Annotated in this window: 17 protein-coding genes; 7 read left to right on the top strand and 10 right to left on the bottom strand. The window is 75.2% G+C overall.

Translation table 11 applies throughout. The features are described 5' to 3' along the window. The first annotated feature begins 57 nt into the window (after positions 1-57). From LG396_RS18430 to LG396_RS18420, 3 genes are all read left to right on the top strand, one after another. On the top strand, positions 58-861 hold the full coding sequence (locus LG396_RS18430; RefSeq protein ID WP_225795569.1) for a GNAT family N-acetyltransferase: 804 nt from the start codon (positions 58-60) through the stop codon (positions 859-861). Positions 862-971: 110 nt separating this feature from the next. Next, positions 972-2,009: a glutathione S-transferase family protein gene (locus tag LG396_RS18425; protein ID WP_018835425.1), complete on the top strand. Its 1,038-nt coding sequence runs from the start codon at positions 972-974 to the stop codon at positions 2,007-2,009. Positions 2,010-2,153: 144 nt separating this feature from the next. After that, the gene (locus tag LG396_RS18420) at positions 2,154-5,105 is read left to right on the top strand and encodes a hypothetical protein (protein ID WP_225795568.1); all 2,952 of its coding nucleotides are present in this window, start codon (positions 2,154-2,156) and stop codon (positions 5,103-5,105) included. A 24-nt stretch (positions 5,106-5,129) separates the two neighbouring features. Here the strand turns inward: LG396_RS18420 and LG396_RS18415 are convergent, their stop codons facing one another. After that, positions 5,130-6,614 (bottom strand): MFS transporter, encoded by a 1,485-nt coding sequence (locus LG396_RS18415; RefSeq protein ID WP_037744542.1) that lies wholly within the window; start codon positions 6,612-6,614, stop codon positions 5,130-5,132. A 180-nt stretch (positions 6,615-6,794) separates the two neighbouring features. Here LG396_RS18415 and LG396_RS18410 point away from each other — a divergent pair, with 180 nt between their 5' ends. Further along, the gene (locus LG396_RS18410; protein WP_225795567.1) at positions 6,795-9,509 is read left to right on the top strand and encodes an ATP-binding protein; all 2,715 of its coding nucleotides are present in this window, start codon (positions 6,795-6,797) and stop codon (positions 9,507-9,509) included. 42 nt (positions 9,510-9,551) lie between these two features. Here LG396_RS18410 and LG396_RS18405 read toward each other — a convergent pair whose 3' ends face one another. The 5 genes from LG396_RS18405 to LG396_RS18385 all read right to left on the bottom strand — a co-directional run bounded on the left by LG396_RS18405 (position 9,552) and on the right by LG396_RS18385 (position 15,462). Further along, positions 9,552-10,091: an NUDIX hydrolase family protein gene (locus LG396_RS18405; RefSeq protein WP_186543319.1), complete on the bottom strand. Its 540-nt coding sequence runs from the start codon at positions 10,089-10,091 to the stop codon at positions 9,552-9,554. A gap of 22 nt (positions 10,092-10,113) precedes the next feature. Beyond that, positions 10,114-12,177: a discoidin domain-containing protein gene (locus LG396_RS18400; RefSeq protein ID WP_225795566.1), complete on the bottom strand. Its 2,064-nt coding sequence runs from the start codon at positions 12,175-12,177 to the stop codon at positions 10,114-10,116. A 215-nt stretch (positions 12,178-12,392) separates the two neighbouring features. Continuing rightward, positions 12,393-13,367, bottom strand: a complete 975-nt coding sequence (locus LG396_RS18395) for a threonine ammonia-lyase (protein ID WP_225795565.1) — start codon at positions 13,365-13,367, stop codon at positions 12,393-12,395. Positions 13,368-13,617: 250 nt separating this feature from the next. Further along, positions 13,618-14,457, bottom strand: coding sequence for a dioxygenase family protein (locus LG396_RS18390; protein WP_018835431.1), 840 nt, complete (start codon positions 14,455-14,457; stop codon positions 13,618-13,620). A gap of 90 nt (positions 14,458-14,547) precedes the next feature. Then, the gene (locus LG396_RS18385) at positions 14,548-15,462 is read right to left on the bottom strand and encodes a helix-turn-helix transcriptional regulator (RefSeq protein WP_225795712.1); all 915 of its coding nucleotides are present in this window, start codon (positions 15,460-15,462) and stop codon (positions 14,548-14,550) included. A 96-nt stretch (positions 15,463-15,558) separates the two neighbouring features. Here LG396_RS18385 and LG396_RS18380 point away from each other — a divergent pair, with 96 nt between their 5' ends. The 3 genes from LG396_RS18380 (at position 15,559) to LG396_RS18370 (ending at position 19,860) form a co-directional block, all read left to right on the top strand. Next, positions 15,559-16,533 carry a LysR family transcriptional regulator gene (locus LG396_RS18380; RefSeq protein ID WP_018835433.1) on the top strand — a complete coding sequence of 325 codons (975 nt, stop codon included), beginning with the start codon at positions 15,559-15,561 and terminating at the stop codon, positions 16,531-16,533. A 135-nt stretch (positions 16,534-16,668) separates the two neighbouring features. Then, on the top strand, positions 16,669-18,018 hold the full coding sequence (locus LG396_RS18375) for a carbohydrate-binding protein (RefSeq protein WP_225795564.1): 1,350 nt from the start codon (positions 16,669-16,671) through the stop codon (positions 18,016-18,018). A gap of 480 nt (positions 18,019-18,498) precedes the next feature. Further along, positions 18,499-19,860: an outer membrane protein assembly factor BamB family protein gene (locus tag LG396_RS18370; RefSeq protein ID WP_225795563.1), complete on the top strand. Its 1,362-nt coding sequence runs from the start codon at positions 18,499-18,501 to the stop codon at positions 19,858-19,860. Between the two features lie 21 nt (positions 19,861-19,881). On the opposite strand, the gene LG396_RS18365 is transcribed toward LG396_RS18370, so the two are convergent. The 4 genes from LG396_RS18365 to LG396_RS18350 form a co-directional block, all read right to left on the bottom strand. Further along, entirely contained in the window at positions 19,882-21,570 is a 1,689-nt protein-coding gene (locus LG396_RS18365) for a discoidin domain-containing protein (RefSeq protein ID WP_225795711.1), read from the bottom strand. 2 nt (positions 21,571-21,572) lie between these two features. Next, positions 21,573-23,096 (bottom strand): alkaline phosphatase D family protein, encoded by a 1,524-nt coding sequence (locus tag LG396_RS18360; protein WP_225795562.1) that lies wholly within the window; start codon positions 23,094-23,096, stop codon positions 21,573-21,575. Between the two features lie 237 nt (positions 23,097-23,333). After that, on the bottom strand, positions 23,334-24,671 hold the full coding sequence (locus LG396_RS18355; RefSeq protein WP_225795561.1) for an amidohydrolase/deacetylase family metallohydrolase: 1,338 nt from the start codon (positions 24,669-24,671) through the stop codon (positions 23,334-23,336). Positions 24,672-24,730: 59 nt separating this feature from the next. Then, the gene (locus LG396_RS18350; RefSeq protein ID WP_037744573.1) at positions 24,731-25,234 is read right to left on the bottom strand and encodes a RidA family protein; all 504 of its coding nucleotides are present in this window, start codon (positions 25,232-25,234) and stop codon (positions 24,731-24,733) included. Positions 25,235-25,338 lie beyond the last annotated feature (104 nt).

The raw sequence follows: 25,338 nt of genomic DNA, 5'->3' as shown, positions 1-25,338 counted from the left end.
GGCGAGGCCCCCGGGCCACCGTGTTTCTTCGGCCGCACCAGCCCTTAGAGTGCCCGGATGATCCCCCCGGAGTCCGCCGCCGCGGCCGGTGCCGTGGCCGAGAGCGTACGGGCCCTGCAGGAGCGGGCCGCGCGGGCGCTGCCCGCGGAGCTGGTCGAGCACGCGGACGGCTGGTGGCTGCGGCACGACTCCGGCAGTTCGTGGTGGGTGGCCTCGGTGCTGCCGCACGGCCCCGACGCACTCGCCGCGCCGGCGGAGCTGGCGCGGCGGGTCGCCCGCGCCGAGGAGTTCTACGCCCGCCACGGCGGCGCCGCACGGTTCCAGATCACCCCCTCCGCCTGCCCCGCCGGGCTCGACGGCCTGCTGGCCGGGCGCGGCTACCGCCGCTCGCACCCGGTCTCCCTCCAGGCCGCCGCGGTCGCCGGGGTGCCGGGGCCGCGGGCCGGGGACCGGCTGCGGGTGCGGGTCGACGAGCGCCCGGACGAGGCGTGGTTCGGCGTCTGGCACGCCGTCCGCGGAACGGGCGCGGGACCCGCCGCGTGGGGCCTGCTCGACCGGGTCGCCGGCCCGTCCGCGTACGCCCGCGTCCTGGACGGCGACGAGACGGTGGCCGTGGGCCGCGCGGTCGCCGACACCGGCTGGGCCGGCGTCTTCGCCATGGCCACCCTCCCCGAGGCGCGGGGGAGGGGCGCCGGCGGGCGGGTGCTCGGCGCACTGGCGGGCTGGGCCCGCGCGCACGGGGCGGCGCACCTGTACCTCCAGGTGGAGCGCGACAACCCGGCCGCGCTGCGGCTCTACGCCCGCGCCGGCTTCCGCGAGCTGTGCGTGTACCACTACCGCACCGCCGGAGCACAGCCCTGATCCGGCCGTGTGGCGACTCGCCCGGCGGGCACCGCATCGCCTGACAGCGGACCCGGGGGCACTGGACAATGGTGCCCGCGGTGTCAGGCAGGTCGACGAAGGAGCCGGCGATGAGCAGCGAGTACGACGGGGCACAGGGGAAGCAGGGCAACACGGAGTACGGCAGGAAGCGCTTCAAGCGCTCCCGCAGCCACTTCGCCGACCGGATCACCGCCGCCGGCGAGGACGGCTGGCCCGTCGAGGCCGGGCGCTACCGGCTCGTGGTCAACCGCGCCTGCCCGTGGGCCAACCGCACGCTGATCTCCCGGCGGCTGCTCGGACTGGAGCCGGCGATCTCCATCGGCGTCACCGACCCGATCCAGGACGACCGGAGCTGGCGCTTCACCCTCGACCCGGGCGACCGCGACCCGGTGCTGGGCATCCGCTTCCTCAGCGAGGCGTACGACGCGCGCGAGACCGGCTACCCGGGCGGCGTCAGCGTGCCCGCGATCGTCGACGTGCCCAGCGGCAAGCTCGTCACCAACGACTTCCAGCAGATCACCCTGGACTTCGCCACCGAGTGGACGGCGCTGCACCGCGACGGCGCCCCCGACCTCTACCCCGAGGCGCTGCGCGACGAGATCGACGAGGTGATGGACGGCGTCTACCGGAACGTCAACAACGGCGTCTACCGGGCCGGCTTCGCCACCACCCAGGACGAGTACGAGGCCGCGTACCACGACGTGTTCCGGGAGCTGGACGAGCTGTCCGCGCGGCTGTCCGGCCGCCGCTACCTGGTCGGCGAGAGCATCACCGAGGCCGACATCCGGCTGTTCACCACCCTGGTCCGCTTCGACCCCGTCTACCAGGGCCACTTCAAGTGCAACCGCAACAAGATCGCGGAGGACGCGGTGCTGTGGGCGTACGCCCGCGACCTGTACCAGACGCCGGGCTTCGGCGACACGGTCGACTTCGACCACATCAAGCGGCACTACTACGAGGTCCACACGGGCATCAACCCCACCGGCGTCGTCCCCGCCGGGCCCGACCTGTCCGGCTGGCTGACCCCGCACCACCGCGAGCAGTTGGGCGGGCACCCCTTCGGCGACGGCACCCCGCCGGCCCCGCCGCCCGAGTCGGAGCGCGTCCCGGCCACCGGCCGCCCCTGACTCCGGCGGTCCCCGGCCCGGCCGGACCCTGCCCCTGATCGCCGGTCCCCGCCCCGGCCTGCCGGCCCGCTCCGGCCGCCGCGCCATCCGCCCGCCCGGGAAATGGCGTTGGCGGCCGCGGGCCGTCTCCGCCATCCTGGGCGGATGAGATTCCGGCTGGCGGACGAGGTGGTGGCCACGGGGCAGGCGGCGTGGGCCGCCCGCTCCGGCGCGCCCGTGCGGCTGGCCGAGCAGGCCGACGCGCCCGCGGGCGCACCCGTCGCGCTCGGCCCGCCGGAGGCGGGGGAGGAGCGGGCCCGGGCCGCGGTCGCCGAGCTGGAGCGGCTGGTCGCGGCCGGCGGTGTGGTCGCCGCCGGTGCGGGTGTCGACCTCGGCGGCGGCTTCCGCTCCGCACGCCTCGCGGGGGCCCGCGGCGAGAAGCGCGACGCGGTCCTCGCCGCGCTGCGCGCGCTGGGCCCCGAGGACGCCGGCCGGCTCGGCGACCGGGCCGCGACCACGGTGGCGCTCTTCGGCCCCGCCGCGACCAAGCGCGTCGGTGCCGCTGCCGCCCGTGCCGTGGCCGAGGGGCGCTGGGCCGCCGTGCGGTTCGCGTCCGCCGCCAGCGACGTGCTGGGCCCCGAGCAGGTCGAGCGGATCCTCGCCCTCGAAGCGCCCGCCGGCGTCGACCCCGTGGACGGCGGCGCCCCCTCCGTGCTCGCCGAGCACCTGGGCCGGGTGCTCGCGCCGCTGCCGCGGCCCCGCCGCCCGGCGGTGCTGACCGACCTGTGGGACCGGGTGCTCGACGGCCACGCCCGGCAGGCCCGCCGCGAGCGGCTGCTCGCCACCCAGGGCCGCCAGGACCGCCTGGCCGAACTGCGCACCCGCCGCGCCAGGTTCGAGGAGGAGCTGGTCCTCCCCTGGTTTCCGTACGACGCCCGGTCCGGCCGGACGCCGCTGCTGGCGGCGGCGCAGTGGACGCCGTCCGAGGGCTACTGGCACGCCGTCCTGCACCGGATCGTCGCCGACGCCCAGGCCGCCACGGTGCTGCTGCGCACCGCCGTCGCCGTCGGCGACCACGGTCCCGCCGTCGGACTCGCCCACATGGAGCCGCAGTTGGCCGCGGCCGTGGCGACCACCGGCGACACCGCCGCGACCCGCGCCGCCCGCCGCGTCCCGGGCCTGACCGGCCTGCCGGCCCGGCCCGGCAGCCACGTCCGCGAGCTGCACCGGCAGGTCCTCAAGCACGGCCCGGCGAAGGTCCCGTACGACACGCAGGTGCGCCCGCGCCTGGCGCGCGCCCGCGATTACGCGCTGGTCGTCACCGGGGAGTTCGACCGCCTGCTCCACGGGGAGCTGCCCGTCCCGGAGGAGGCGCTGCACGCCTGGGCCGCGGAGGGCCTGGAGGGCTGGCGGCGCAAGACGGGGTACAGCCCCGCCCGGCCGCCCGAGGAGTGGGCGGAGAACCCGCCGTGGGCGCTGGAGCGCTTCGGCACCCGCGACACCCTCGCCGCCCGGCTGCGCGACCTGCGCGGCAGGGGCGAGCCGGCGGCGCCCCGCGATGTCGAGGTGCTGGGCGACCTGCTGTGGTACGCCGATATGGCCGACGCGCTCGCCCAGTTGTACGGCCACGAGGCCGCGGCCGTCACCCCGGCCGGCGGCCCGCTCGGCCTGGACCACGATCCGCCGCCGGCCGCGGCCCCGCTCGTGCCGCGGCTGGACTCGGTGAGCCTCGCGGTCTCCGGCGCCGCACAGCTCGTCGCCCTCGGCGGCACCGCCGGCAAGGGCGTGAAGACCTGGGCCGGGCTGGTCGACAGCCTGCGCGCGGACGTCGACGTGTCCGAGGCGCTGAGCGGCGAGTTCCCCGTGCCGCCGCCGCTGGCGGCCGTCGACGCCGCGCTCGTCCCCGGCACCCGCGCCCGCTTCCTGCTGGCCCGCAGCGCCCGCACGCTCGCCGAGTGGGCGGACTACATGGGCAACTGCATCGCCACCCCCTACTACGTCGACGCCGGGCTGAAGGGCCGCAGCGCGCTCGCCGCGCTCCTCGACGACAAGGGCCGCATCCTCGCCAACGCCGAGCTGCGCCGGGCCCGCCCGGCCGAGCGCGGCTGGGTCGTCGGCGAACTCGCCGGCCGCTTCAACGGCGCCCCCGACGAGGTGCTGGAGGAGCGCTTCCGCCGCTGGGTCGCGACCCTCCCCGGCACCGCGCCGCAGGAGCCGCCCGCGGCGCCCGGCGAAGAGGCGCCCGCCGCACCCCTGCGCCGCGGCCGGACCGCGCCGCGGCTCGTGGCGGACGCCGGGCCGGAGCTGGCCCGGCTCGCGCAGGCCGCATGGACGGAGCAGGTCACGGCCCGGACGGCCGCGGTCTACGCCGCGCTGGCCGCCACGGTGCCCGCCGCCCCCGCCGCCGCACGCCGCGCGGGCACCCCCGCCGACGCCCGCACCGGGGCGGCCGCCGGTGCGCGGGGCGGCGCCGGCGCCACGGCCGCCCTGACCCGGCTGCGCCGCCTCGGTCCCGCGTCGCTGGCCCACGCCTGCCGCGGCGTCCTGGCCGACGGTGCGGTGAGCCCGGCGGACCTGTGGGCCGCCACCGGCGTCCGCCCGCTGGCCGCTGCGGTCGCGGCCCTGGACCCGGCGCTGCGCGGCCGCTTCGAGCAGCTCGAACTCCTCGACGGCGCGGGGCCGCTGCCCAGGGCGCTGCGCGCCCTGGTGCGGCGTCCCGCGGTGGCGCCCGCCTACGCGATCGGGCTCATGGGCCTGCGCGTGCGGGCGGCGCTCGGGGACCTCGTCCACGCCGACGACGCCGCCCTCGCCCGCGCGGTCTCCCGGCGCCCGCCGGCCCCGCTGCTGTGCGCGGCGGCCGTCGCCGTCACCTGCCGCGCCCCGGCGATACCCCTGGCCGTCGTCGCCGAGCCGCGCGCCGTCACCGTGCCGGGGTTCCCGGCGACCGGCCTCGACGACCCCGGGGGTCCCTGGCAGCGCGCCTTTCCCGCCGCCCGCGAACTGGGCGCGGACACCGCCGCGTTCTGGGACGGCGTGGCGGCCGACGGCCTGCGGGTTCCCGCCTCCTGGCTCACCTCCGCCGGGTGGCCCGTCCTCTGGGCCCGCGCCCACCGCTGACCGGCCACCGCTGACCGCCCGCGCTCACGGCATCCGCCCGGCCCCGGGCGCGGCCTGCGCCTCCTGCTTCCCGGGGCCGTCCTCCGGCGTCCCGCCGGCCACCACGCGCTCCGTCCCCCGCGGCAGCGCCAGCGCCGCCAGCACCGCCGGCAGCAGCGCCACCGCCAGCACGAACGTCGCGTCGCGCATCCCGTCGGCCGTCGCCTCCCGCAGCGCCTGCCCGACCCGCCCGTCGACGCCCCGGTTCGCGACGGCGACGAGCACGGCGATGCCGGTGGCCGTACCGATCTGCAGTGCGGTGGACGCCACCCCCGAGGCGAGGCCCTGCTCCTCCTCGGCGACGCCGGTGCCTGCGGCTATCCACATGCACTCGTAGGTGACGCCCATACCCAGCCCCACGACCACGATCCCGGCGAGCACGGTGAGGAACGAGCCGTCCGCCCGGAAGCCCGGCGCCAGCAGCGCCGCGCCGGCCGCGTTGAGCAGGATGCCGCCGGTCAGCGAGGCGCGGTTGCCGAAGCGGTGGACCAGCTTCTCGCTGAGGGCGTTGCCCGCGGTGATGGCCAGCGTGGGGCCGAGGAAGGCGAGCCCGGTCTCCAGCGCGCTGAAGCCCAGCACGCCCTGGAAGTGGATCGTCAGGAAGTACGGCACGGCCTGCGTGGTGAACCCGAAGAGCAGGATCACGACGGTCGCCGCGCTCAGCGCCCGGTTGCGGAACACCCGCAGCGGCATGAGCGGATTGCGCCCGCGCGCCTGGGTGCGCAGGAACGCGCCCAGCAGCAGCGGCGCCAGCGCGGCCGCGGCCACCACCTCGCCCGCCGTCCAGCCGGCCTCGGAGCCGTGCGCGACGGCGAAGATCAGCAGGGTCACCCCGGCGGTGCCGGTCAGCGCGCCCGGCACGTCGATGCCGCCCCGGGTGGCGCGGCCGTCGGCCGGCAGCAGGGCGAACGCGGCCGCCGCGCCGAGCGCCGCCATCGGGACGTTGACGAAGAAGACGGCCTCCCAGCCGAACGCCTGCGTCAGCACCCCGCCGGCCAGCGATCCGGCCGTGAGGCCGCCGGCACCGGCCATCGCCCACACCGTCAGCGCCCGGGTGCGCTCCCTGCCCTGCGGGAAGGCGGTGTTGACCAGAGACAGCACCGCGGGGAACAGCACCGCGCCGCCCAGCCCCTGCAGCCCGCGGGCCGCGAGCAGCACGCCCGGCGCGGTGGCCAGGCCGCCGAGCACGGACGCCGCCCCGTACAGCACCATGCCCGTGACGAACATCCGGCGCCGCCCCAGGAGGTCGGAGAGCCGGCCGCCGAGCAGCAGGAAGCCGCCGTAGAGGACCGCGTAGACGCTGACCACCCACTGCTGGGTGTGCGCGGTGAAGCCGACGTCCGCCGCGATGTGCGGCAGCGCCACGAAGACGATGGTGAGGTCCAGGCTGATGATGAGGTGGCCGAGCGCCAGCAGCGCCAGGGCGGGGCCCGGCCGCCGGAGGCGGGCGGGGGAGGGTGCGTACGACATCGGTGTGCTCCGTCGCGGTGTGGTCCGGCGCAGCCGGCAGCGGGCCGCGCGGCGGGCTGCGCGATCGCCGGCGCGGTGCTCGTGACGCTAGGCCGGGGGGTCTACGTATCCGCATCAGCAAGTCTTCGGAATGCGTACGCGGCAGCCGTGCGTTGCCCAGGGGACCGGGGAGGACAGGGCGTGCTGTTGGGGAGATCCGCCGCACAGGCGGCGCTGAAGGACCTGCTCGCGGGTGCCGGGGACGGCCGCAGCGGCGTGCTCGTCCTGCGCGGCGAGGCCGGCATCGGCAAGTCCGCGCTGCTGGACTGGACGGCGGCGGAGGCCGGGGGGATCGGGCTGCCGGTGCTGCGCGTGACCGGCTCCGAGCGCGAGGCGGAGCTGGCCTTCGCGGGTCTGGTGCAGCTGCTGTGGCCGGTACGGGACCGCATCGACGCGCTGCCCGAACCGCAGCGCGCCGCGCTGCGCGCGGTGCTGGACGCCGGCCAGGACCGCGGCCCCGACCGGTTCCTGACCGGGCTCGCCGTGCTCACGCTGCTGGCCGGCCTCGCCGAGCGCGGCCCGCTGCTGTGCCTCGTCGACGACGCCCAGTGGGTCGACCGGTCGTCCGCGGAGGCGCTGCTGTTCGCCGCCCGGCGGCTGGCCGCCGAGGGCGTCGCGATGGTGTTCGCGGTACGGGACGAAGGGCTCGACGGCCACGGCCTCGACGAGCTGCGGCTCCCGCGGCTCGGCGCCGGGGACGCCGCGGACCTGCTCGCGGACCGCGGGTTCGCCCCGGAGCTGCGCGACCGGATCGTGGCCGAGTCGGCGGGGAACCCGCTGGCGGTGCTGGAGTTCGCCGCCGCGGCCGGGACGGGGCCGGACGGCGCGCCCGGGGCGCGGGAGCCGCTGCCGGTCGCCGACCGGGTGCTCGCCGGTTTCCGGGCCCGGATCGACGGCCTGCCGGAACGGGCCCGGCTGATGGCCGTGCTCGCCGCCGCGGAGGGCCGCGGCGACCTGCCGGTGCTGCTGCGCGCCGCGCGGGACCTCGGCACCGGCCTCGACGAACTCGACCGCTCCGGCCTGCTGCACACCACCGGCGCCGCCGTCGCCTTCCGCCACCCGCTGATCGCCACCGCCGCCTACCGGGGCGCCCCGCTGACCGCCCGGATCGCCGCACACCGGGCGCTGGCCGACGCCACCGGCGACCCCGACTGCCGCGCCCACCACCTCGCCGCCGCCGCGACGGCCCCGGACGCGGAAGCCGCCGCCGAGATCGCCGCGGCGGCCGGACGCGCCCTGCGCCGTACCGCGTACACCGCCGCGGCCGGGCAGTTCCGGCGCGCGGCGCAGCTCGCCCCGGCCCCCGCCGAGCAGGCGGGCTGGCTCGTCGCGGCGGTGAGCGCCGCGGCGTCCGCCGGGCAGCTGGACTGGGCCGCGGAGCTCGCGGAGGAAGCGGAGCCGCGGGCCGGGGACGGCGCACTGCGCGCGGAACTGGCGCGGGTGCGGGCGGTGGTGGAGTTCGAGCGGGGCGCGCCGGACCGGGCCGCGGCCCTGCTGGTGCGGGGGGCGGCCGGGGCGGCGCCGGACGACGCGGCGGCGATGCTGCGCACGGCCGCCGGCTTCGGGTGGTTCGCCGGCAGTCCGGAGCCGGTCGGCGTCGCCGCCCGCAGGCTGCGCGAGCTGGGCCGGCCCGACGAGGCGGCGGAGGCCATGGCGTACCTCCTGCAGGAGGACTACGCGCGCGGCGTGCCGCTGCTCGCGGCGTACGTCGCGCGGGTACGCCGGGCCTCACGGGAGGCCGCGTACGAGACAGCCTACGAAACCGGCACCCGGGACGGCCCCCGGCGGGCCGACGGCGACGAACGCATGCAGGCGCTCTACGGCAGCATCATCCTCGGCGACGACGAGGCCGCCCTGGACCTGGCCGCCGACGAGGTCGAGCGCTGCCGCGCGGAGGGCCTGATCGGCCGGCTGCCCAAGGTGCTCCAGGCGCAGGCCATGGCGCAGCGGACGGCCGGGCGCCACCGCGCCGCCGCGGCGTCAGTGGCCGAGGCGGCGGCGATCGCCCGGGACACCGGGCTGCACCGCAGGACCGTGGAGCTGGACGTCGTACGGGCGTGGCTGGCCGCGGCCGAGGGCGACGAGGAGCGCTGCGCCGAGCTGGCCGGCCGCGCCAGCGACACCGGCCGGGTCGCGGCCGACTGCGCGCTGAGCATGCTCGACCTGAGCCGGGGCCGGCACGCCGCCGCCCTGGACCGGCTCCAGGCGGCCTGGCGCGGCCCCGGCCGGCACACGACGGTGCTCATGGCCGCCACCGCCGACCTCGTCGAGGCCGCCGTGCGGCTGGGGCGCCCGGAGCACGCGCACGCACCGCTCGACCGGTTCCGCCGCTGGGCCGAAGCCGGCGGCCGCCCCTGGGCGCTGGCGGTCGCCGCCCGCTGCGCGGCCCTGCTGGGCGGCGGCGAGGAGGCGTACCTGCGGGCCCTGCGGCTGCACGAGCAGGGCGGGCGGCCCTTCGAACGCGCCCGCACCGAGCTGCTCTACGGCGAGTGGCTGCGCCGCGAGCGCCGCCGCAGCGAGGCCCGCGCGCCGCTGCGCAGCGCGCTGGAGTCCTTCGAGCGGCTGGACGCCGCCCCGTGGGCCGACCGCGCCCGCGCCGAACTGCGCGCGACGGGCACCGCCGTACGCGCCGCGCCGCCCGCCGCCCGTACGCGGCCGGCCGACCGGCTCACGCCGCAGGAGCTGCAGGCGGCCCGGCTGGCGGCGCAGGGGCTGAGCAGCCGGCAGATCGGCGCGCGGCTCTTCCTGAGCCCGCGCACTGTCGAGCACCACCTGTACAAGGCGTATCCCAAGCTGGGCGTGGCGTCCCGCGCCGAACTGGCCCGGCTGGACCTCGACGGCCCGGCGGACGGCTGAGCGCGTGCGGCCCGCGCCCGCCGGGACGCTGGCCCCGCGCGCTCAGGACGAGACGTACCCCACGTGCGCGAGCGCCTGCTTGAGCAGGTGGCCCTGACCGCCGGGCATCTCCTGCTGCACCACCGGCGAGCCCGCCTCCTGCGGCGTGAACCAGACGAAGTCCAGCGCGTCCTGCCGCGGCCGGCAGTCGCCCGCCACCGGCACGATGTACGCCAGGGACACCGCGTGCTGCCGCGGGTCGTGGTACGGCGTGATGCCCTGCGTCGGGAAGTACTCGGCGATCGTGAACGGCTGCGGCGACGACGGCACCCGCGGCAGCGCCACCGGGCCGAGATCCTTCTCCAAGTGCCGCAGCAGCGCGTCCCTGACCCGCTCGTGGTGGAGCACCCGGCCGGAGACCAGCGCCCGGCTCACCGCGCCGTCCGGGCCGATCCGCAGCAGCAGGCCGACGTGCGTGACCTCGCCCCTGTCGTCGACGCGGACGGGCACCGCGTCGACGTAGAGGACCGGCATCCGTGCGCGTGCCGACTCCAGCTCCTCGGGAGCCAGCCAGCCGGGTGTGGTTTCGGTCAAGTCAGCCATTGGCCGATCTTACGCCGAACCCTCACCCGGCATGCACGCCGACCTCGTAGAGCGAATAGCCGTGCTGCGTGCCCCGCTGCACTCCGGCGATACGGACATAGCGCGCTTCTGCGGCGTCGAACACCGCGGTGTCGAGCCCTCCGTCGCCGTCCTGTGTCGCCCACACCGTGCGCCAGGAACTCCCGTCCGCGGAGACCTCGACGCGGTACGCCTTCGCGTACGCCCGCTCCCAGTCGAGCGTGACCCGGCCGATGGTGCGGGGCTCGCCGAGGTCGAGCCGCAGCCACTGGTCGTCGCTCCACTTGCTGGCCCAGCGGGTGGAGCGGTCGCCGTCGACGGCGCGCTCGGGGGCGTAGCTCGTCAGCAGGCTGAACTCGGTGGAGCTGGCGGTGGCGGCGGCGCCCGTGGCGAGGTTCGCCGGCTTCTCGTGGCCCTGGGTGGCGCCCCAGGTCGTCAGGTAGGACTCGGCGCCGGCCATCAGGTCCTCGACCACGTCGCCGCCGCCGTGCAGCCGCATCTGCTCGATCCAGTCGGGCACGAGGCCCGCGTGCGCACCGCCGTCGGTGTTGAAGTCCCAGGTGCGCTCGCCGGTGACCTGCCGGTCGAGGACCGAGCCGCCGTCGGCGCTCGTGAACGGGTACTCGACCTTGTCGGGGGCGTCCGCGCCGCGGGGCGCGGGCCAGCCGCCGACGCCGTTCATGTCGGTGCCGTAGCCGTACCCGGCCCCGTACTTGTCGCGCAGCTCCGCACCGCGCCGGCCCTGCTCGACGAAGTCCTCGGCCGCGTTCATGTACTGCGCGGAGAAGCCGCCGAGGCGGTAGAGCCGCTCGGTCCAGTCCAGGTCCATCCAGCTGTGGCTGGAGATGACGCCCGGATACGACTCCGACTCCAGGATGTCCAGCGCCCGGCCGGCGGCCTTGACGCTCATGTGGTCCAGCTCCAGCATCATGTTGCGTTCCATCATCCCGCGCACCGCGTACTCGCCCAGCCCGCTCAGCCCGCGGGTGTTGCACCGGGCCTCCTGGTCGTACGACGGCACGGACGTGCCCGCGGGCAGCAGCTTCGCCACCTCGGCGGGCGCCTCGGCCAGGCCGATGGGGTTGTCCTGCTGCCGGCCGGTGCACTTCTCGGTGGTCCAGAACGTGCCGGTGGACAGGAACTGCCCGATGTTGACCGCCGCGCCGATCGTGCCGGAGTCGAAGCGCACGCCGCACAGCGCGTTGTCGAACTTGTGGCACAGGAACATGCTGCGCACGCCCATGCCGTACAGCTCGTCCAGGCCGCGGTCGATGTCGCCCTTGTCGCACTGCGCGACGCCCAGCACCTGCTTGCAGCCGAACGGCTCGGAGGTCTCCACGCCCAGCACCACGGCGAGCTTGCCCTGTTCGACCACCGCGCGGGCCTGCTCGGCGTCGGTGACGATGCGGAACCAGCCGCGGCCGGCGCCGCCGTACATGGCGTCGACGTAGTCCTGCATCTCGTAGGTCTTCTCGGCCTGCAGCCGGATCGAGTCCATCTCGTCGCAGCCGCGGTCCTTGGCCGGATAGATGGAGCAGAGCAGGCCGTTGGTGACCAGGTCCTGCACGAGGACGCGCTGTCCGCCGCGCCAGGCGCGCTCCAGCCAGGCGTAGTAGTTCTGCTGGTGGCTGAGGGAGTCGTTGGCGGGCCAGTGCTCGAACGTGGGCCAGCCGACCGGGTCGTGGTGGCCGTCGGCGCCGCCGGTGACGTTCTCGAAGAGGGCGAGCGCGCCGTCCGGGTAGTGCTCGGGGCAGTCCTTCAGCGCCTCGGTGACGCCCTGCCGGTCGAACGGCTTGCCGCAGATGATCCGGCCGCCGAAGCCCTCGTTGGACATCACGTGGTTGTGCGCGTCGACGAACCCGCGCACGTCGCCCTGGGCGTCGGTGCCGCGGAACGGCTCGCCGGCGACGTTCACCCCGGAATCCGGGGCGGGCCGCGCGACGGGGTCCCACCAGTCGTTCGCCGCCGCGGCGGTGCCCGGCCCGGTGCCGAGCGCCGTCAGGACGGCGAAGAGGACCGTGACGAGGGTGATCAGGCCGGCCTTGCGCAGGTACGGCTGTCGGGTCATGGGGGTCCCGCCTCCGGTGGCGCGAAATCAAGAAAAGGTGAGGAACTTTTCTACGACTGAGTAACCAGAGGATCGCCGCGGATTGACACCCCGTCAAGACGCGGGGGAGCGCTTTCCCGCGCGCGGCCGGAAAGGGGCCGGAGAAGATCCGTGCCAGCCGGCCCCAGCACAGCAAGGCGGCCGGCGCAGCCTCAGCGTGCTGGATTCAGGCGGACTCAGCACACCCCGAAGCGCTCGGCCCAGCTGCGTACGTCCTTCGTGGTCGCATTGCCTCCGCAGATCACCAGGCCGAGTCTGGCCCCCTCACCTACGCGCTGCAGTACCCGGCGGGCCCCGGGCAGCAGGCATCCGGCGGCAGGCTCGGCCCAGACCTTGCCGCACTCGGCGAGGTCGAGAGTGCCCTGGACGGCCTCGGCGTCGGTCACCGTGAGCACGTCGGTGACCAGTGCCGAGGTGTGCGCGTAGGTGCGCCGGGAGGCGCTGGGCGCGCTGAGCGTCGAGACGATCGAGGACAACTCGACGGGGACCGGCCGTCCGGCGGTGAGGGCAGCCGACATGGCCCGAGCACCGTCGGTCTCCACGCCCCACACGCGGACTCCCGGACGACGTGCGTGAAGTGCGGTGGCAACACCGGAGATCAGTGCGCCGCCGCCGATGCTGACGAGTACGTCGGTGAACTCCCCGGCGTCCTGCGCGAACTCCAGGCCGACGGTGCCCTGGCCGGCGATGACGACGGGATCGTCATAGGGGTGGACCAGGGTGAGCCCTGCGTCCCTGAACTCGTCGACGAGAGCGAAAGCCGCGTCCATGGTGTCGGCCGTGTGGACACTCGCCCCGGCGGACTGCGCGATCTCCCTGGCTCTGTCGGGGGCGGATCGCGGCATCACCACGGTCGCCTTGATGTCCAGCACGCCGGCCATGACGGCCAGAGCGATGCCGTGGTTGCCGCCACTGACCGTGACGACTCCTGCGGCCCGCTCGGACTCGCTGAGCGTGAGCAGCTTCGCGGTCGCGCCTCGCGGCTTGAACGAGCCTGTGCGCTGCAGCAGCTCCAGCTTCACGGTGGTCGGCACGCCCAGGAGTCCGGACAACCCGGGACTCGCCACGGTCGGGGTCCGGACGACGTACCCGGCGATCCGCTCGGCCGCATCTTCCACATCCGCGACAGTGATGAGCGCCTCGGTCTCCATCGCACTATCCAAGCAGCACGGCCTTCGCAGCTGCCACCCCCATCCGCTGCCGGACACGCGGTGGTGTCGAGCACGCACCCCAACACCGCGTGGACGACGCGGATCCGGAGGCGGTGGGCGACACGGATGTTCCGCAACCCCCGGAAACGGGTGGAGCCGCGCCGCCGCGGGCCGGGGAGGTGGGCCCCGGGTGCCGCGACGGCGCGGGTCCTGGTGCGGCCGGACCGGATCAGGGCCGGGCCGCGGTCCTTCAGACGGCCTGCCAGAGGGCGGGCACGTTCGGCGGCTCCCAGCCCGGGGAGGCCGTGTGCGCCTGGAGGCAGCGGTAGGTGACGTCGCCGTACGTGACGGTGTCGCCCGCCCGGTACGAGGTGCCCGACGCCCAGGTGCCCCCGGGCGGGTCCGGCGGGTCCGGGTTCTGCCGGACGTTGAGCACGAAGTCGAACGTGCCCTCCTTGCCGCCGGCCACGTCCCGCACCGTCATGAGCAGGGACGGGTGGAAGATCGTGTCGGTGTTGTTCCGCGGCTCGTTCGGGAAGTAGAGCTGCGTCGTCAGGATCGGGTTGTTCGGCGCCTGCACCTTGACGTGGATGTGCCGGGTACGGCCCGGGTACAGGCCCGGCACGATCGTTTGCAGGCTGAACCGGCCCTGCGCGTCGCTGTACTGGTGGCCGCGGAAGCGGTAGCCGGAGTTGTCGTACGCGCCGTTCACGTCCGCCTGCCAGAAGTCCAGCAGCGCGTTCGGGATCGGCTGGCAGGTGAGCCCGAAGACGTAGCCGCTCACGGTCAGCCGGGTGCCCGGCGTGCCGGGTTCCACCAGCGAGGTGCGCTGCGGGGAGTTGGGCTTGAAGTACGGGCCCTCGGTCTGCTGCATGGTCGGCGGGTCGCCGGGGTCGCACGCCTCCGGCGTCGGGGTCAGCTCCTGGCCCTGCCGCGCCTGGTCGCGGGCGAGGACCGGCGCGGCGCCGCCGACGAGCAGCGGCAGCGGGGCGGCGACGAGCGCGGCCTTGAGCAGGGACTTGCGGCGGATCCCGGACTTCTCCTGCGGCTGTGCGGCCTGGTCCGGAGCGGACTTGTCCTGGTCTGTCACGGCATCACGGCTCCTCGGTCGGGGGAGTGGGGGCGTGAACCCCGCCTCCCGGGCGGCGCGGTGACGCCGCTCAGCGGGGCGCCAGTGACGCTATTCGGACGTGCCGGGGCAGTCGATGGACAGAATCCGGCGATCGTGGTGATCCGCACGGGTGCCGCGGCGGAAGTCGCCGGGGCTGCTGCCGGTCTCCCGGCGGAAGAACCGGCTGAAGTACGCGGGGTCGGAGAACCCGGCCAGCCGGGCCACCTGGCGCACGGTCAGATCCGTCGCGGCCAGCAGCCGCTTGGCCTCGCGGGCCTGCGCCTGCCGGATCAGGTGGCCGGGGGTGAGCCCGGTGACGCGCTTGACCGCCTCGTTCAGGTAGCCCACGGACACGCCCACGCTCGCCGCGCAGCCCCGCACGGACAACTCGGCCACCGCGGGCCCGGGTTCGGCCAGCAGCCGGTCGAAGCGCCGGGCGATCTCCGCCGCCCGGCCCGCCGCCGGCTCCGCCGCGCCCCCGCCGCCCTCCGGTGCCGTGCGCGCGGTCCGGGACAGCCGGTCCGCGCGGATCAGCAGGACGTGCAGGTACGACTGGAGCACGCTGATGAAGCCGGGGGCACGGCCGGCGTACTCCCGCACCATCTCCGCGAAGAGCGCCCCGAGGATCCCCGCGGAGCGCGGGTCGGGGCTGAGCCACGAGACCCGGGACAGCTCGCGCAGCCGGTGCCGGTCCTCGGGGGTGGGCAGCAGGAAGTCCTCGGTGAAGATCATCACCCAGCCGTCGAGGCCGGCCGCCCCCTCCCAGTGGTGGACCTGGCCCGGGGTGACGATGCCCAGGTGCGGCGGGGCGATCGGCCACCTGCGCTGGTCGACCACGTGGTGGCCGGTGCCGGCGCGGACGTAGACGATCTCGTGGAACGTGTGCCGGTGCGGGAACCCGGCGCGCGACAGGGGCCCGATCGAGTCGAAGGACCCGAGGGCGAAGGGGAGGACCTCCGGGGCGGGGACCTCCAGCCGGTGCATGGGGACGGGGTCAGCGGACACCTCGTGTTCACCCTCCTCGACATTGGTCCGGACCAAAAGGTTGCCGGGGCCGCCGCAGGACCGCAAGCTGACCGCATGGACCTGGAGTTGCGGCACCTGAAGACCATTCGGGCCATTGCCGAGGAAGGCAGCCTCACCCGGGCCGCCACCGCGCTCGGGCTCGCCCAGCCCGCGCTCAGCGCACAGTTGAAGCGCATCGAACGCGCACTCGGCGGCCCGCTCTTCGACCGGGGCAGGCACGGCGTACGCCCCACGGCACTCGGCGAGCTCGTCCTCGACCGCGCCCGGGTGCTGCTGCCCGGCGTGCTCGAACTGCAGCAGGACGCGGTGCGGTTCGCCCGCGCGTGGGGCGGGATGCCGCGCTTCCGGCTGGGCGGCACCCACGGCCCGCTGCTCGGCGGCCTCATCGACCGGGTCGCGACCGCGCACCCGGCCACCCCCGTGACGACGTACACCCGCTGGTCGGTGCGCGAGCTGGCCGGCATGGTCGCCGAAGGGCGGCTGGACTTCGCCCTGATCGGCGTCTGCGGCGACAGCCGCCCGCCGCTGACCGACCGGCTCGTGTGGCAGAACGTCGGCACCGACCCCGTCTTCGTCATGCTCGCCGCGGAGCACCGGCTCGCCGGGAACCGCCAGATCGAACTGCGCGACCTGGCCGGGGAGAGCTGGACCGACGTGCCCGGCGACGGCTGCTTCGGCGACTGCTTCGCCGCGGCGTGCATCCGCGCCGGGTTCACGCCCGCCTCCGTGTACGAGACGGACAGCGCCTCCTGCGTCCATCTGGCCCAGGTGGGGCGGGCGGTGGGGCTGTGCCGCGCGACGTTCCCGCCGACCCCGGGGCTGGCCACCCGGCCGCTGGTGGGGCACCCGCTGAGCTGGCGGCACCTCATCGGCTGGCACCCCCAGTCGCCCGCCGCCGGCACCGCCGCCGCCGTCACCGGCTACGCCCGCGCCGCGCACGCCGAGGCGGCGCGGCGCAGCCGCAGCTACCGCGAATGGCTCCAGGCCCACCCGGACTTCGGCACGGCTCCCGCTCCGGTCGCCGTCTGAGGGACCGGGCCGGCGCCCGTCGCGCCCCCGCCGCCGCGGGTTCCATAACGCGGTGGCGGGGGCGGACTGATATCTGCCGACCTGACGTGCCCATGGCTACGGTTTCGCGGTAATCACGAAACCAAGGAGACTTCCATGCTCCACAAACGGGTCATGGGCGCGGCCGGCGCCACCGTCGCCATCGGCGCGCTCGTCCTCGCCGGGCTCCAGGGATCGGCCTTCGGGTCCGACTCCCCGGGTACGCCCGACTCGGCCTCGGGGCAGTACTCCCCGGGCCTGCTCAAGGCGATGCAGCGGGATCTCGGCCTCACCGCGGACCAGGCGGAGAGACGCCTGGCCAACGAGAGCGAGGCCGGCGCCGTCGCCGGCACGCTGCGGCTCTCGCTGGGCCGCAGCTACGGGGGAGCGTGGGTGTCGGGCAAGACCTCCGCCGACGTTGTGGTGGCGACGACCGACGCCACCGAAGCGCCGAGGATCGCCGACGAAGGAGCCCGGGCGAAGGTCGTCGACCACAGCCTCGCCGAACTGGACGCGGCCAAGGCCGACCTGGACCGGATCGCCGAGCGCTCCTCGCCCGCCCACGTACCCGTCTGGTACGTGGACACCACCGCCAACCGCGTGGTCCTGCACACCTCCAGGCCCGCCGCGGCCGAGCGCTTCGCCGCCGCGGCCGGGGTGGACGCGAGCCTGCTGAAGGTCCAGCGGTCCGACGAGAAGCCCCGTACCTACGCCGACATCGTCGGCGGCGACGCCTACTACATCGGCTCCGGCAGCCGCTGTTCCGTCGGCTTCGCCGTGACCCGCGGCGGCGGCCAGAACGGCTTCGTCACCGCGGGCCACTGCGGCACCGCGGGCGCCACCACCAGGGGGGTCAACCAGCAGGCCCAGGGCAGCTTCCAGGGCTCGACCTTCCCCGGCCGCGACTACGCCTGGGTCGGCACCAACAGCCAGTGGACCCCGACCCCCACGGTCAACGGCTACGGCACCGGCACCAAGCGGGTCGAGGGCTCCACCGAAGCCGTCGAACGCGCCGCGGTGTGCCGCTCCGGCTCCACCACCGGCTGGCACTGCGGCACGATCCAGCAGCGCAACTCCAGCGTCACCTACCCGCAGGGCACGGTCAGCCCGGTGACCCGGACCAACGTGTGCGCCGAACCCGGCGACTCCGGCGGCTCGTTCATCTCCGGCACCCAGGCCCAGGGCATGACCTCCGGCGGCTCCGGCAACTGCAGCAGCGGCGGCACCACGTACTTCCAGCCCGTCAACGCCGCCCTCCAGGTCTACGGGCTGACCCTGACCACCGAGGACGGCGGGCCGACCGACCCGCCCACCGACCCGCCCGGCGGCACCTGGGCGACCGGCACCGTCTACCAGGCAGGTGACACCGTCACGTACGGCGACACCACCTACCGGTGCCTCCAGGGCCATCAGGCCATGCCGGGCTGGGAGCCGCCGAACGTGCCGGCGCTGTGGCAGGCCGTCTGACTGAGGGCAGGACGGCACCACCGCAGCACCGCGCGGACCGGCTGAAAAGGGGATGAAAGACGCCGCGGCGGCAATGCGGCCGGAGGGCCCCTGGGGGTGTGCTCTCCGGCCGTGCCGCGTCCCGCGGCCGGCCTCCTCGACGGTGCCGACCCGCCTGCCCGGACCGGCCGTTGGCGCCGGACCGGGCTTTCCGGGTCCCCGGGTGAACGCCGCCGTCCGAGCCTCTACGATGGGGCGCCGATCGGCGGGGGACGCGGGGCGACACAGGGCCTGGGGGGACACAGCATGGCTGACGAGTACGGGCAGGGCGGGCAACCGGGCGGCTTCGGGCCGCCCCCGCCGAACGGCCCCGGCGTGCCACCCGGCACGCCCGCCCCGCCGCCCGGGCCCCCGCCCGCGGGACCTGCGCCCGCCGGGCCTCCGCAGGTCCCGCAGCAGCCGGCCGGCGGGCCGTACGCACCGCAGGGACACCCCGGGCCGATGGCTGCCCCGGGCATGCCCGGGCAGCCCGGACCCGCGGCCCCGCAGCATGCCCACTACGCGCCGCCCCCGCCGCCCCCGCCGGGGTCCGGCGGCGGCAAGGCCCTCGCCGTCGTGCTCTCCGTGGTCGTCGTCCTCGCCGTGCTCGTCGGCGGCGGCGCGATCGTCCTCCTCTCCGACGACGACGGTGGCAGCGGCAGCGGCGGCAGCGCACAGGACGAACTGCCCGGCAACGCGCTGGAACAACTGTGGTCGACTCCGCTGCAGGGGACCCACGTCGCCGCCGGCGACTCCAGCAGCCTGCCCGGCCTCTGGCCGGCCGGCGACCACGTCGTCTACGGCGACGAGGACGGCGGCATGCGCGCGTACGACGTACGCTCCGGCAAGGAGAAGTGGAAGGTGAAGCCGCCGAAGCGCGCCGGCGAGCTGTGCGCCATGTCCCGGCGGATCAGCCCCGGCGGCATCGGCGCCGTCGCCTTCGACGCCGGCGGCGACGACTGCGCGTACCTCGCGGCCATCGAGGTCGACACCGGCACCGTGCTGTGGTCGGAGAACCTCGCCGAGGACATCGGCACCAGCAACCCTGTGCTCACCGTCAACGACTCCACCATCAGCACCAACATCGGCACCTACGTCAACAACTGGAACGCCAAGGGCGGCGGCCAGGGCCTCGACTTCACCTCCCGCGGCCGGGAGTGCGACTCCTCCCTCGTCCTCGGCGACGAGCACGCCGTCGGCAGCAGCGAGTGCACCGACGTCTCCCCGCGCAACCAGCTCACCGTCCTGGACACCCGCGGCGGCGACGACCCGTGGCGCTTCCCCGGCGTCGACCTCGACGTCCAGCGCATCCTGGGCGAGAACCCGCTGACCGTGCTCCTCCAGGACGACGAGGAGAACCGGTTCGTGCAGTCCTTCACCGACGACGGCAAGCAGGGCAAGCTCATCCCGCTCGCCGGCGACCTCGCCGAGCTGCAGTTCGAGGAGCACACCACGTTCGTGACCGAGGACGGGGTGCTCGTCGCCGAGTACAGGGACAACGTGCACTTCGCCGCCGTGGACCTGAAGTCGGGCGGGCTGCTGTGGAAGACGCCGGAGAGCGCCTACCTCCAGATGATCGGCTACGACTCCGCCGACGGCCGGCTCATCGCCAGCGCGAAGCCCGAGGAGGGCTTCCACCTGGAGCTGACGGAGTACGCCGTGCGCACCGGCAAGACGAAGATCGTCGGCGCGCTCGCGGCAAAGGGCCAGTCGATGGGCTCGCCGTCCACCGCCACGTACGCCTGGGACGGCAGCACGGTCTACGTCATCGCGGACAACGCCAAGGGCCAGGCGGTGCTGCGCGCGTTCCGCGGCACCGCCTGACCCCGCCCGCCGGGTCCGCCCCTACGGCGCGCCCGCGGTGACCTCGGCCGCGGAGGCGTAGCTCCCGCCGCTGGCCGTGTGCGCCTCCAGGCGTACGTACCGGGCGTCGGCCGCCGCGAAGGAGGCGGTCTTCAGCCGCGCGTCGCGCTCCCAGATGCCGGCCGCGACCTCGGTGAACTCCCTGCCGTCGGCGGAGACGTACACCTTGTACTGCAGGATCGTGCCGTTGAGGTTGCCGTCGACGCGCGGCTGGTACGTCACCTCCGTCACCGGCCGCACCTCGCCCAGGTTCAGCGTGAGCGACTGCGGCAGCGGCGTGACCGGGACGTACTCCGAGTGCCAGAAGGTGTTCGGGTCGCCGTCCACCGCGCGCTCCGGCTCGGAGCCGGAGTGCCAGCTGGTGGCGTACACCCGCGGCTCCGTGCACTCGGGGGTGACGGTGACCGGCACGGTGAACGCCTCCTCCCCGACGCGGACGTGCACCGGGTAGGTGCCGGGCGGGGTGTCCGCGGCGGCGGTCAGCGAGATCCGCGCGGCCCGCGCCTGCTGCGCGGGCACCTCCAGCGTCGCGGTGGCCGGGGCGACGGCGAGCGGCGCGCCGGCCTCCGCGGCGACCTCCCGGGTGACCGGCTCCGCGGTGTAGTTGGCGACCCGGGCGACCGCGTCGCCCACCCGCTCACCCAGCTCGCAGCGCGACATCTCGGCCCGGCCGGGGACCACGGCGGTCGCAACCGGCGGCGGGGCCGCGAGCCGGGCGAAGGAGAAGGGCTGGTCCGCGTAGTACGTGCCCCGGCACCCGGCCGGCGCGCTCGCGCCCTCGCCGCGGTCGAACGCCTCCTTGCACGCCTGCGCGTCGGGGAGCGCCTGCCGGTAGGCGGTGTCGACGTGGCCGGCGCGCACGTCGCCGCGGGCGAAGAGGTAGTTGCGGTACGCCGACCAGGGCTCGGCGCCGCGCTCGTACCCCGTGTCCCGGTACGCCCGCCCGGCGGTCAGGCCCTCCCAGAAGGGGGCGGGCGCGCAGCCGATCGCCAGGTAGGCCACCGGCTCCGCGCAGCGGCCGGCGCGGAAGTCGCCGCCGAGCACCTCGACCTGGGGCGTGCCCTCCGGCGCCGGGTGGCGCTCGGCGAGGAACCCGGCGAGCGCCTCGGCGGCCGGCGCCGGGCTGCCGGCGACGTGCGCGCTGACCAGCGGCGCCCGCAGCGCCGGACGGGCCCGGGTCTCGACGACGGCGTAGGCCTGGTCCTCGCTCTGCACCCGGTGGAAGCCGGGGGTGCCCACGGTCCGCACGGTGTCGGCGTTGACGACGATCGCCGACTCCCGCACCGCGCCGTCCGGCAGGTACGGGCTGTCGCCGGGGGCGACGGCGACGCGGTAGCGCTGCCCGGTCGCGCGGCCGAGCTGCGCGGCGACGTGCCGGGCACCGGGGCCGAGTACCTCGGTGAGCAGCAGCGCGTCCGGCGGCGCGGGTGCGGCGGCGGTGAGCCGGGTGACGAAGTTGTCGAGGTCCGCGGTCTCGGCGGCGTCAGCGGGACGTACCGCCTCCTGGAGGTTGGCCTGGACGACCAGCAACTCCCCGGCCGCCGCCTTGTTTCCCGCGGCTGCCGTGGCGGCCGGGGCCGCGGGGGCCGCCGGGGCGGTGAGCGCCGACACGGCGGCGACGGCGGCGAGCGCGGCGACGGCGGCGCCGGCCCTGCTGCGGATCCGGTGCATGCTCACGCCTCCTGCAGATCGGGCCGGCCGGCTTCCACGACGAACGAGCGACGGGTGCTCACCGAGCCGTCCGGGACGGAGACCCGGTCGACCACGAGGTAGTCGGCGCGCCACTCGCCGGGGGAGACGGTGCAGCGGACGTAGCCGCGCTGGCCGTTGTAGAACGCCAGGTGCGGGTTGGCCGCCAGCCACTCCTCGGCCTGCGGGGAGCTGTCGGCCCCGTTGCCGCCGGAGGTGACCGAGGTGGTGACGAACTCCGGTGCCACGGCGGGGGAGGAGGGGTCGGCGAAGTCCCGCGTGACGGTGCCGGCCATGTTGACGTGCATGTCGCCGGTGAGCACCACCGGGTTGGCCACACGCCGCTCCGCGATCCCGTCGAGGAGGCGGGCCCGGGTGGCGGTGTAACCGTCCCAGGCGTCGCCGTTGAGCTGCTGCAGCCCGGGGTCGGTGAGCCGGTCGAGCTGCATCATCAGGACCTGCTGGGTGAGGACGTTCCAGGTGGCGCCGGAGTCCGCGAGGCCGTCCAGCAGCCAGCGCTCCTGCGCGGCGCCGAGCATGGAGCGGGCCGGGTCGTCGCGGCGGGTGATGTCGATGGGGTCGCGGAACTGCCGGGCGTCCAGGACGTGGAAGCGGGCGAGCCGGCCGTAGTCGAGGGTGCGGTGCAGTCGCATGTCGGGGCCCTGCGGCAGCGCGGAGGCGCGCAGCGGCAGGTGCTCGTAGTACGCCCGGAAGGCGGCGGCGCGGCGGCGCAGCAGGTCCTCGGGGGAGGCGCCGCTGAACGACGTCTCGCCGGCCCAGTTGTCCTCCACGTCGTGGTCGTCGACGGTGGCGATCCACGGGGCGGCGGCGTGCGCGGCCTGCAGGTCGGGGTCGGTGCGGTAGAGCGCGTAGCGCAGCCGGTACTGGTCCAGCGTCAGGGTCTCGGCGTTGTGCGCGGCGGACAGGTCGGTCCCGCGCGGGCCGCTGGTGCGGCTCACCGGGTACTCGTAGATGTAGTCCCCGAGGTGCGCGACCAGGTCGAGGTCCTGGTCCGCGAGGTGGCGGTAGGCGGTGTAGAAACCGTCCGACCAGCTCTGGCAGGTGGCGAACGCCAGCGTCATGGGCGTCAGCGAGCCGGCCGGCGGCGCGGTCTTCGTACGGCCCACGGCGCTCAGCTCGCCGCCGGAGCGGAACCGGTACCAGTACTCGCGCCCGGGCCGCAGCCCGGTCACCTCGACGTGGACGGAGTGGGCGAAGTCCCGCTTGGCGGCGGCCGAACCGCGGCGCACCACCCGGCGCATCCCGGGGTCCTCCGCGACCTCCCAGTGCACCGCGACGTCGCTCGGCGGCATCCCGCCGAGGCCGTCCTCGGCCAGCGGCACCGGCGCCAGCCGGGTCCACAGCACGACGCCGTCCGGCAGCGGCTCGCCGGAGGCGACGCCGAGGGTGAAGGGGTTGTCGCTGTACCGGGGCGCAGCGGTCGCGGGCGCCGGCGTGAACTGGGCGGCGGCGGCCATCCCGGCGAGGGCGCCGGTGAGCCGGAGCACGTTGCGCCTGCTGGGGCGGGTGGGCCGCCCGGGTCTGCCGGGGCGACCGGAACGGGGGTGCAGGGGTGAGGTGGAAGACACCCGTGCAGTGTTCGCGCGCTCTGGATCAAGGTCAAGACCCCTGCGGCGAACGCGTGTTGAACCCCCGGTGCGTACGGGCCGGGCAGCGCGGAGCCCCGGAGGGCGTCCCGGCTCGGGCCGGCCGGGACGCCCTCCGGGGCGGGGAGGGATGGTTCCTTACTGGTGCTCGTGGTCCTCTTCCGCGCTGGCCTTCGGGGGGTTCGCCCCCGGGTACCACTCGTTCGCGGCCTTGCCGTTGAGGTCCCAGACGGCCTTGCCCTCGCGGAAGGTGGTCTCGGCGACCAGCTTCTGCTTGCCGTCGATCCGCCAGCCGAAGCTGTCGACGTAGCCGAACTTGCCCTTCTCCAGCGCGAAGACCGCGATGTCCGCGGGCGCACCGACCGACAGGTTGCCCAGGTCGGGACGCTGGATGGTCTGGGCCGGGGTCCAGGTGGACGCCTCGATGACGTCCTCCAGCGGCATGCCGAGCGTCAGGAACTTCGACATGACGTTGGACATGTCCTTCATGCCGCTGTTCATGCTGGAGATGTGCAGGTCGGTGGAGATGACGTCGGGCGTGAAGCCCTCCTTCATCCCCGGCACCGCCACGTCCCAGGAGAAGCTGCCGCCGCCGTGGCCGACCTCGAAGACCACGCCGCGGTCGCGGCCCTGCTGCATCGCCGGGTTGAGCTTGCCGTCCTTGCCCAGCTCGCCGCGGAGCCCGGAGAACATGTGCGAGTAGACGTCGCCGGGCCGCAGCTTCTCGTTGAGGAGCTGCGACAGCGGACGCTCCGGCGTGTTGGCGCCGAAGTCGACCATGACCGGGACGCCTGCCTCCTCGCCGGCCTTGACGGAGTTGTCCACCGGGTCCCACTCGGGGCCGTTGTAGTGGGCCGTCTTGATGCCGACGACGGTGCCCGGGTTCGCCTTGGCCACTTCGGCGGCGGGCCCCGGCTCCATGTCCGAGAGGTCCTGCTCGAACGGGTGGCCGGCCATGCCCTTGCCGACGATGTTCAGGAAGGCCAGCACCCGGGTGTTCGACTTGTCGATGACCTCGGTCTTGAACTGGTCGAAGTTGCTGGCGCCCGACGAGCCGGTGTCCACGGCCGTGGTGACGCCCGCCCGCAGCGTGAAGCCGTCGGGGGCCACGCCGTGCCAGCCGTTGGCGTAGTCCTGCTTCGGCCCCGGGAACATGTGCGCGTGCATGTCGATCAGACCGGGCGTGACGTAGTCGCCCTTGGCGTCGACGGTCTTCTCCGCCCCCGAGGCGTCGATGCTCCGCGCCACCTTGGCGATCTTGCCGTCCTTGACGGCGACGTCGCGGACGCCGTCGATGCCGTTCTTCGGGTCGATGACGTGTCCCCGCCGGATGACGAGGTCGTACGCGGCGCCCTTGTCGTCCTTCCCCTCGGCCTGGGCGTCCGAAGGCGCCGTGGCGCCGACGGTGGAGGCGCCCAGTACGAGGGTCAGCGCCGCGGGAAGTACCGTCCAGGAAACTCGCGATCTCACGTGCATGCCGTCTTGATTCCCCATCTCTGTGTGTCAGGTGGTGGTGGCGCGTGCACTACGGAATGTCAGATGACGGCGATGCAGTCGATCTCGACCAGGGAGTCGCCGGGGATGCCGGCGGCGGCGGCGATGGTGGTGCGGACGCCCGGCTCCTTGCCCCAGCGGCCGAGGAAGACCTCGTTCATCCCGGCGTAGTCGTCCAGGGTGTTGAGGTAGACGTTGACCTTGAGGACCTTCTCCATGGAGGAGCCGACCGACTCGAGGTAGCGCTCGATCTCGTTGAGCACGTGGTCGGTGTGGGCGCGGATGTCGCCCTCGAAGTGCGCGCCGATACCCGAGATGAAGACCATGTTGCCGTAGGTCACGATCGGGCTGAACAGGGGGTTCTCCGGCGGCTCGCCGCCACCGGGGTAGTGGACCTCCTTGCGCGGCGGGCGGCCGTGGCCCTTGCCCTGGCTGCTGCTCTCGTTGTCGCTGGCCATCGCCTGGCCGCCCGCGACCACCGGCACGGCGGCCACCGCGGCCACCGGGGCCGCCTTGCGGATGAAGTCCCTGCGGTTGGAGGACATGCGTTTACTCCTCGATGAATGTTCGGTGCATGACACGTGGGGGTACGGGGCCGCGGGGGCCCGCCCGGGGGGGGCGCGCCCCCCCCCCCCCCCCGCCGCGGGCC

Origin of the sequence: Streptomyces aculeolatus (assembly GCF_020400605.1) — a bacterium.
Lineage (GTDB): Bacteria > Actinomycetota > Actinomycetes > Streptomycetales > Streptomycetaceae > Streptomyces > Streptomyces aculeolatus.
The sequence above is the reverse complement of the archived record's forward strand: the minus strand, read 5'-3'. Positions and strand labels throughout refer to the sequence as shown.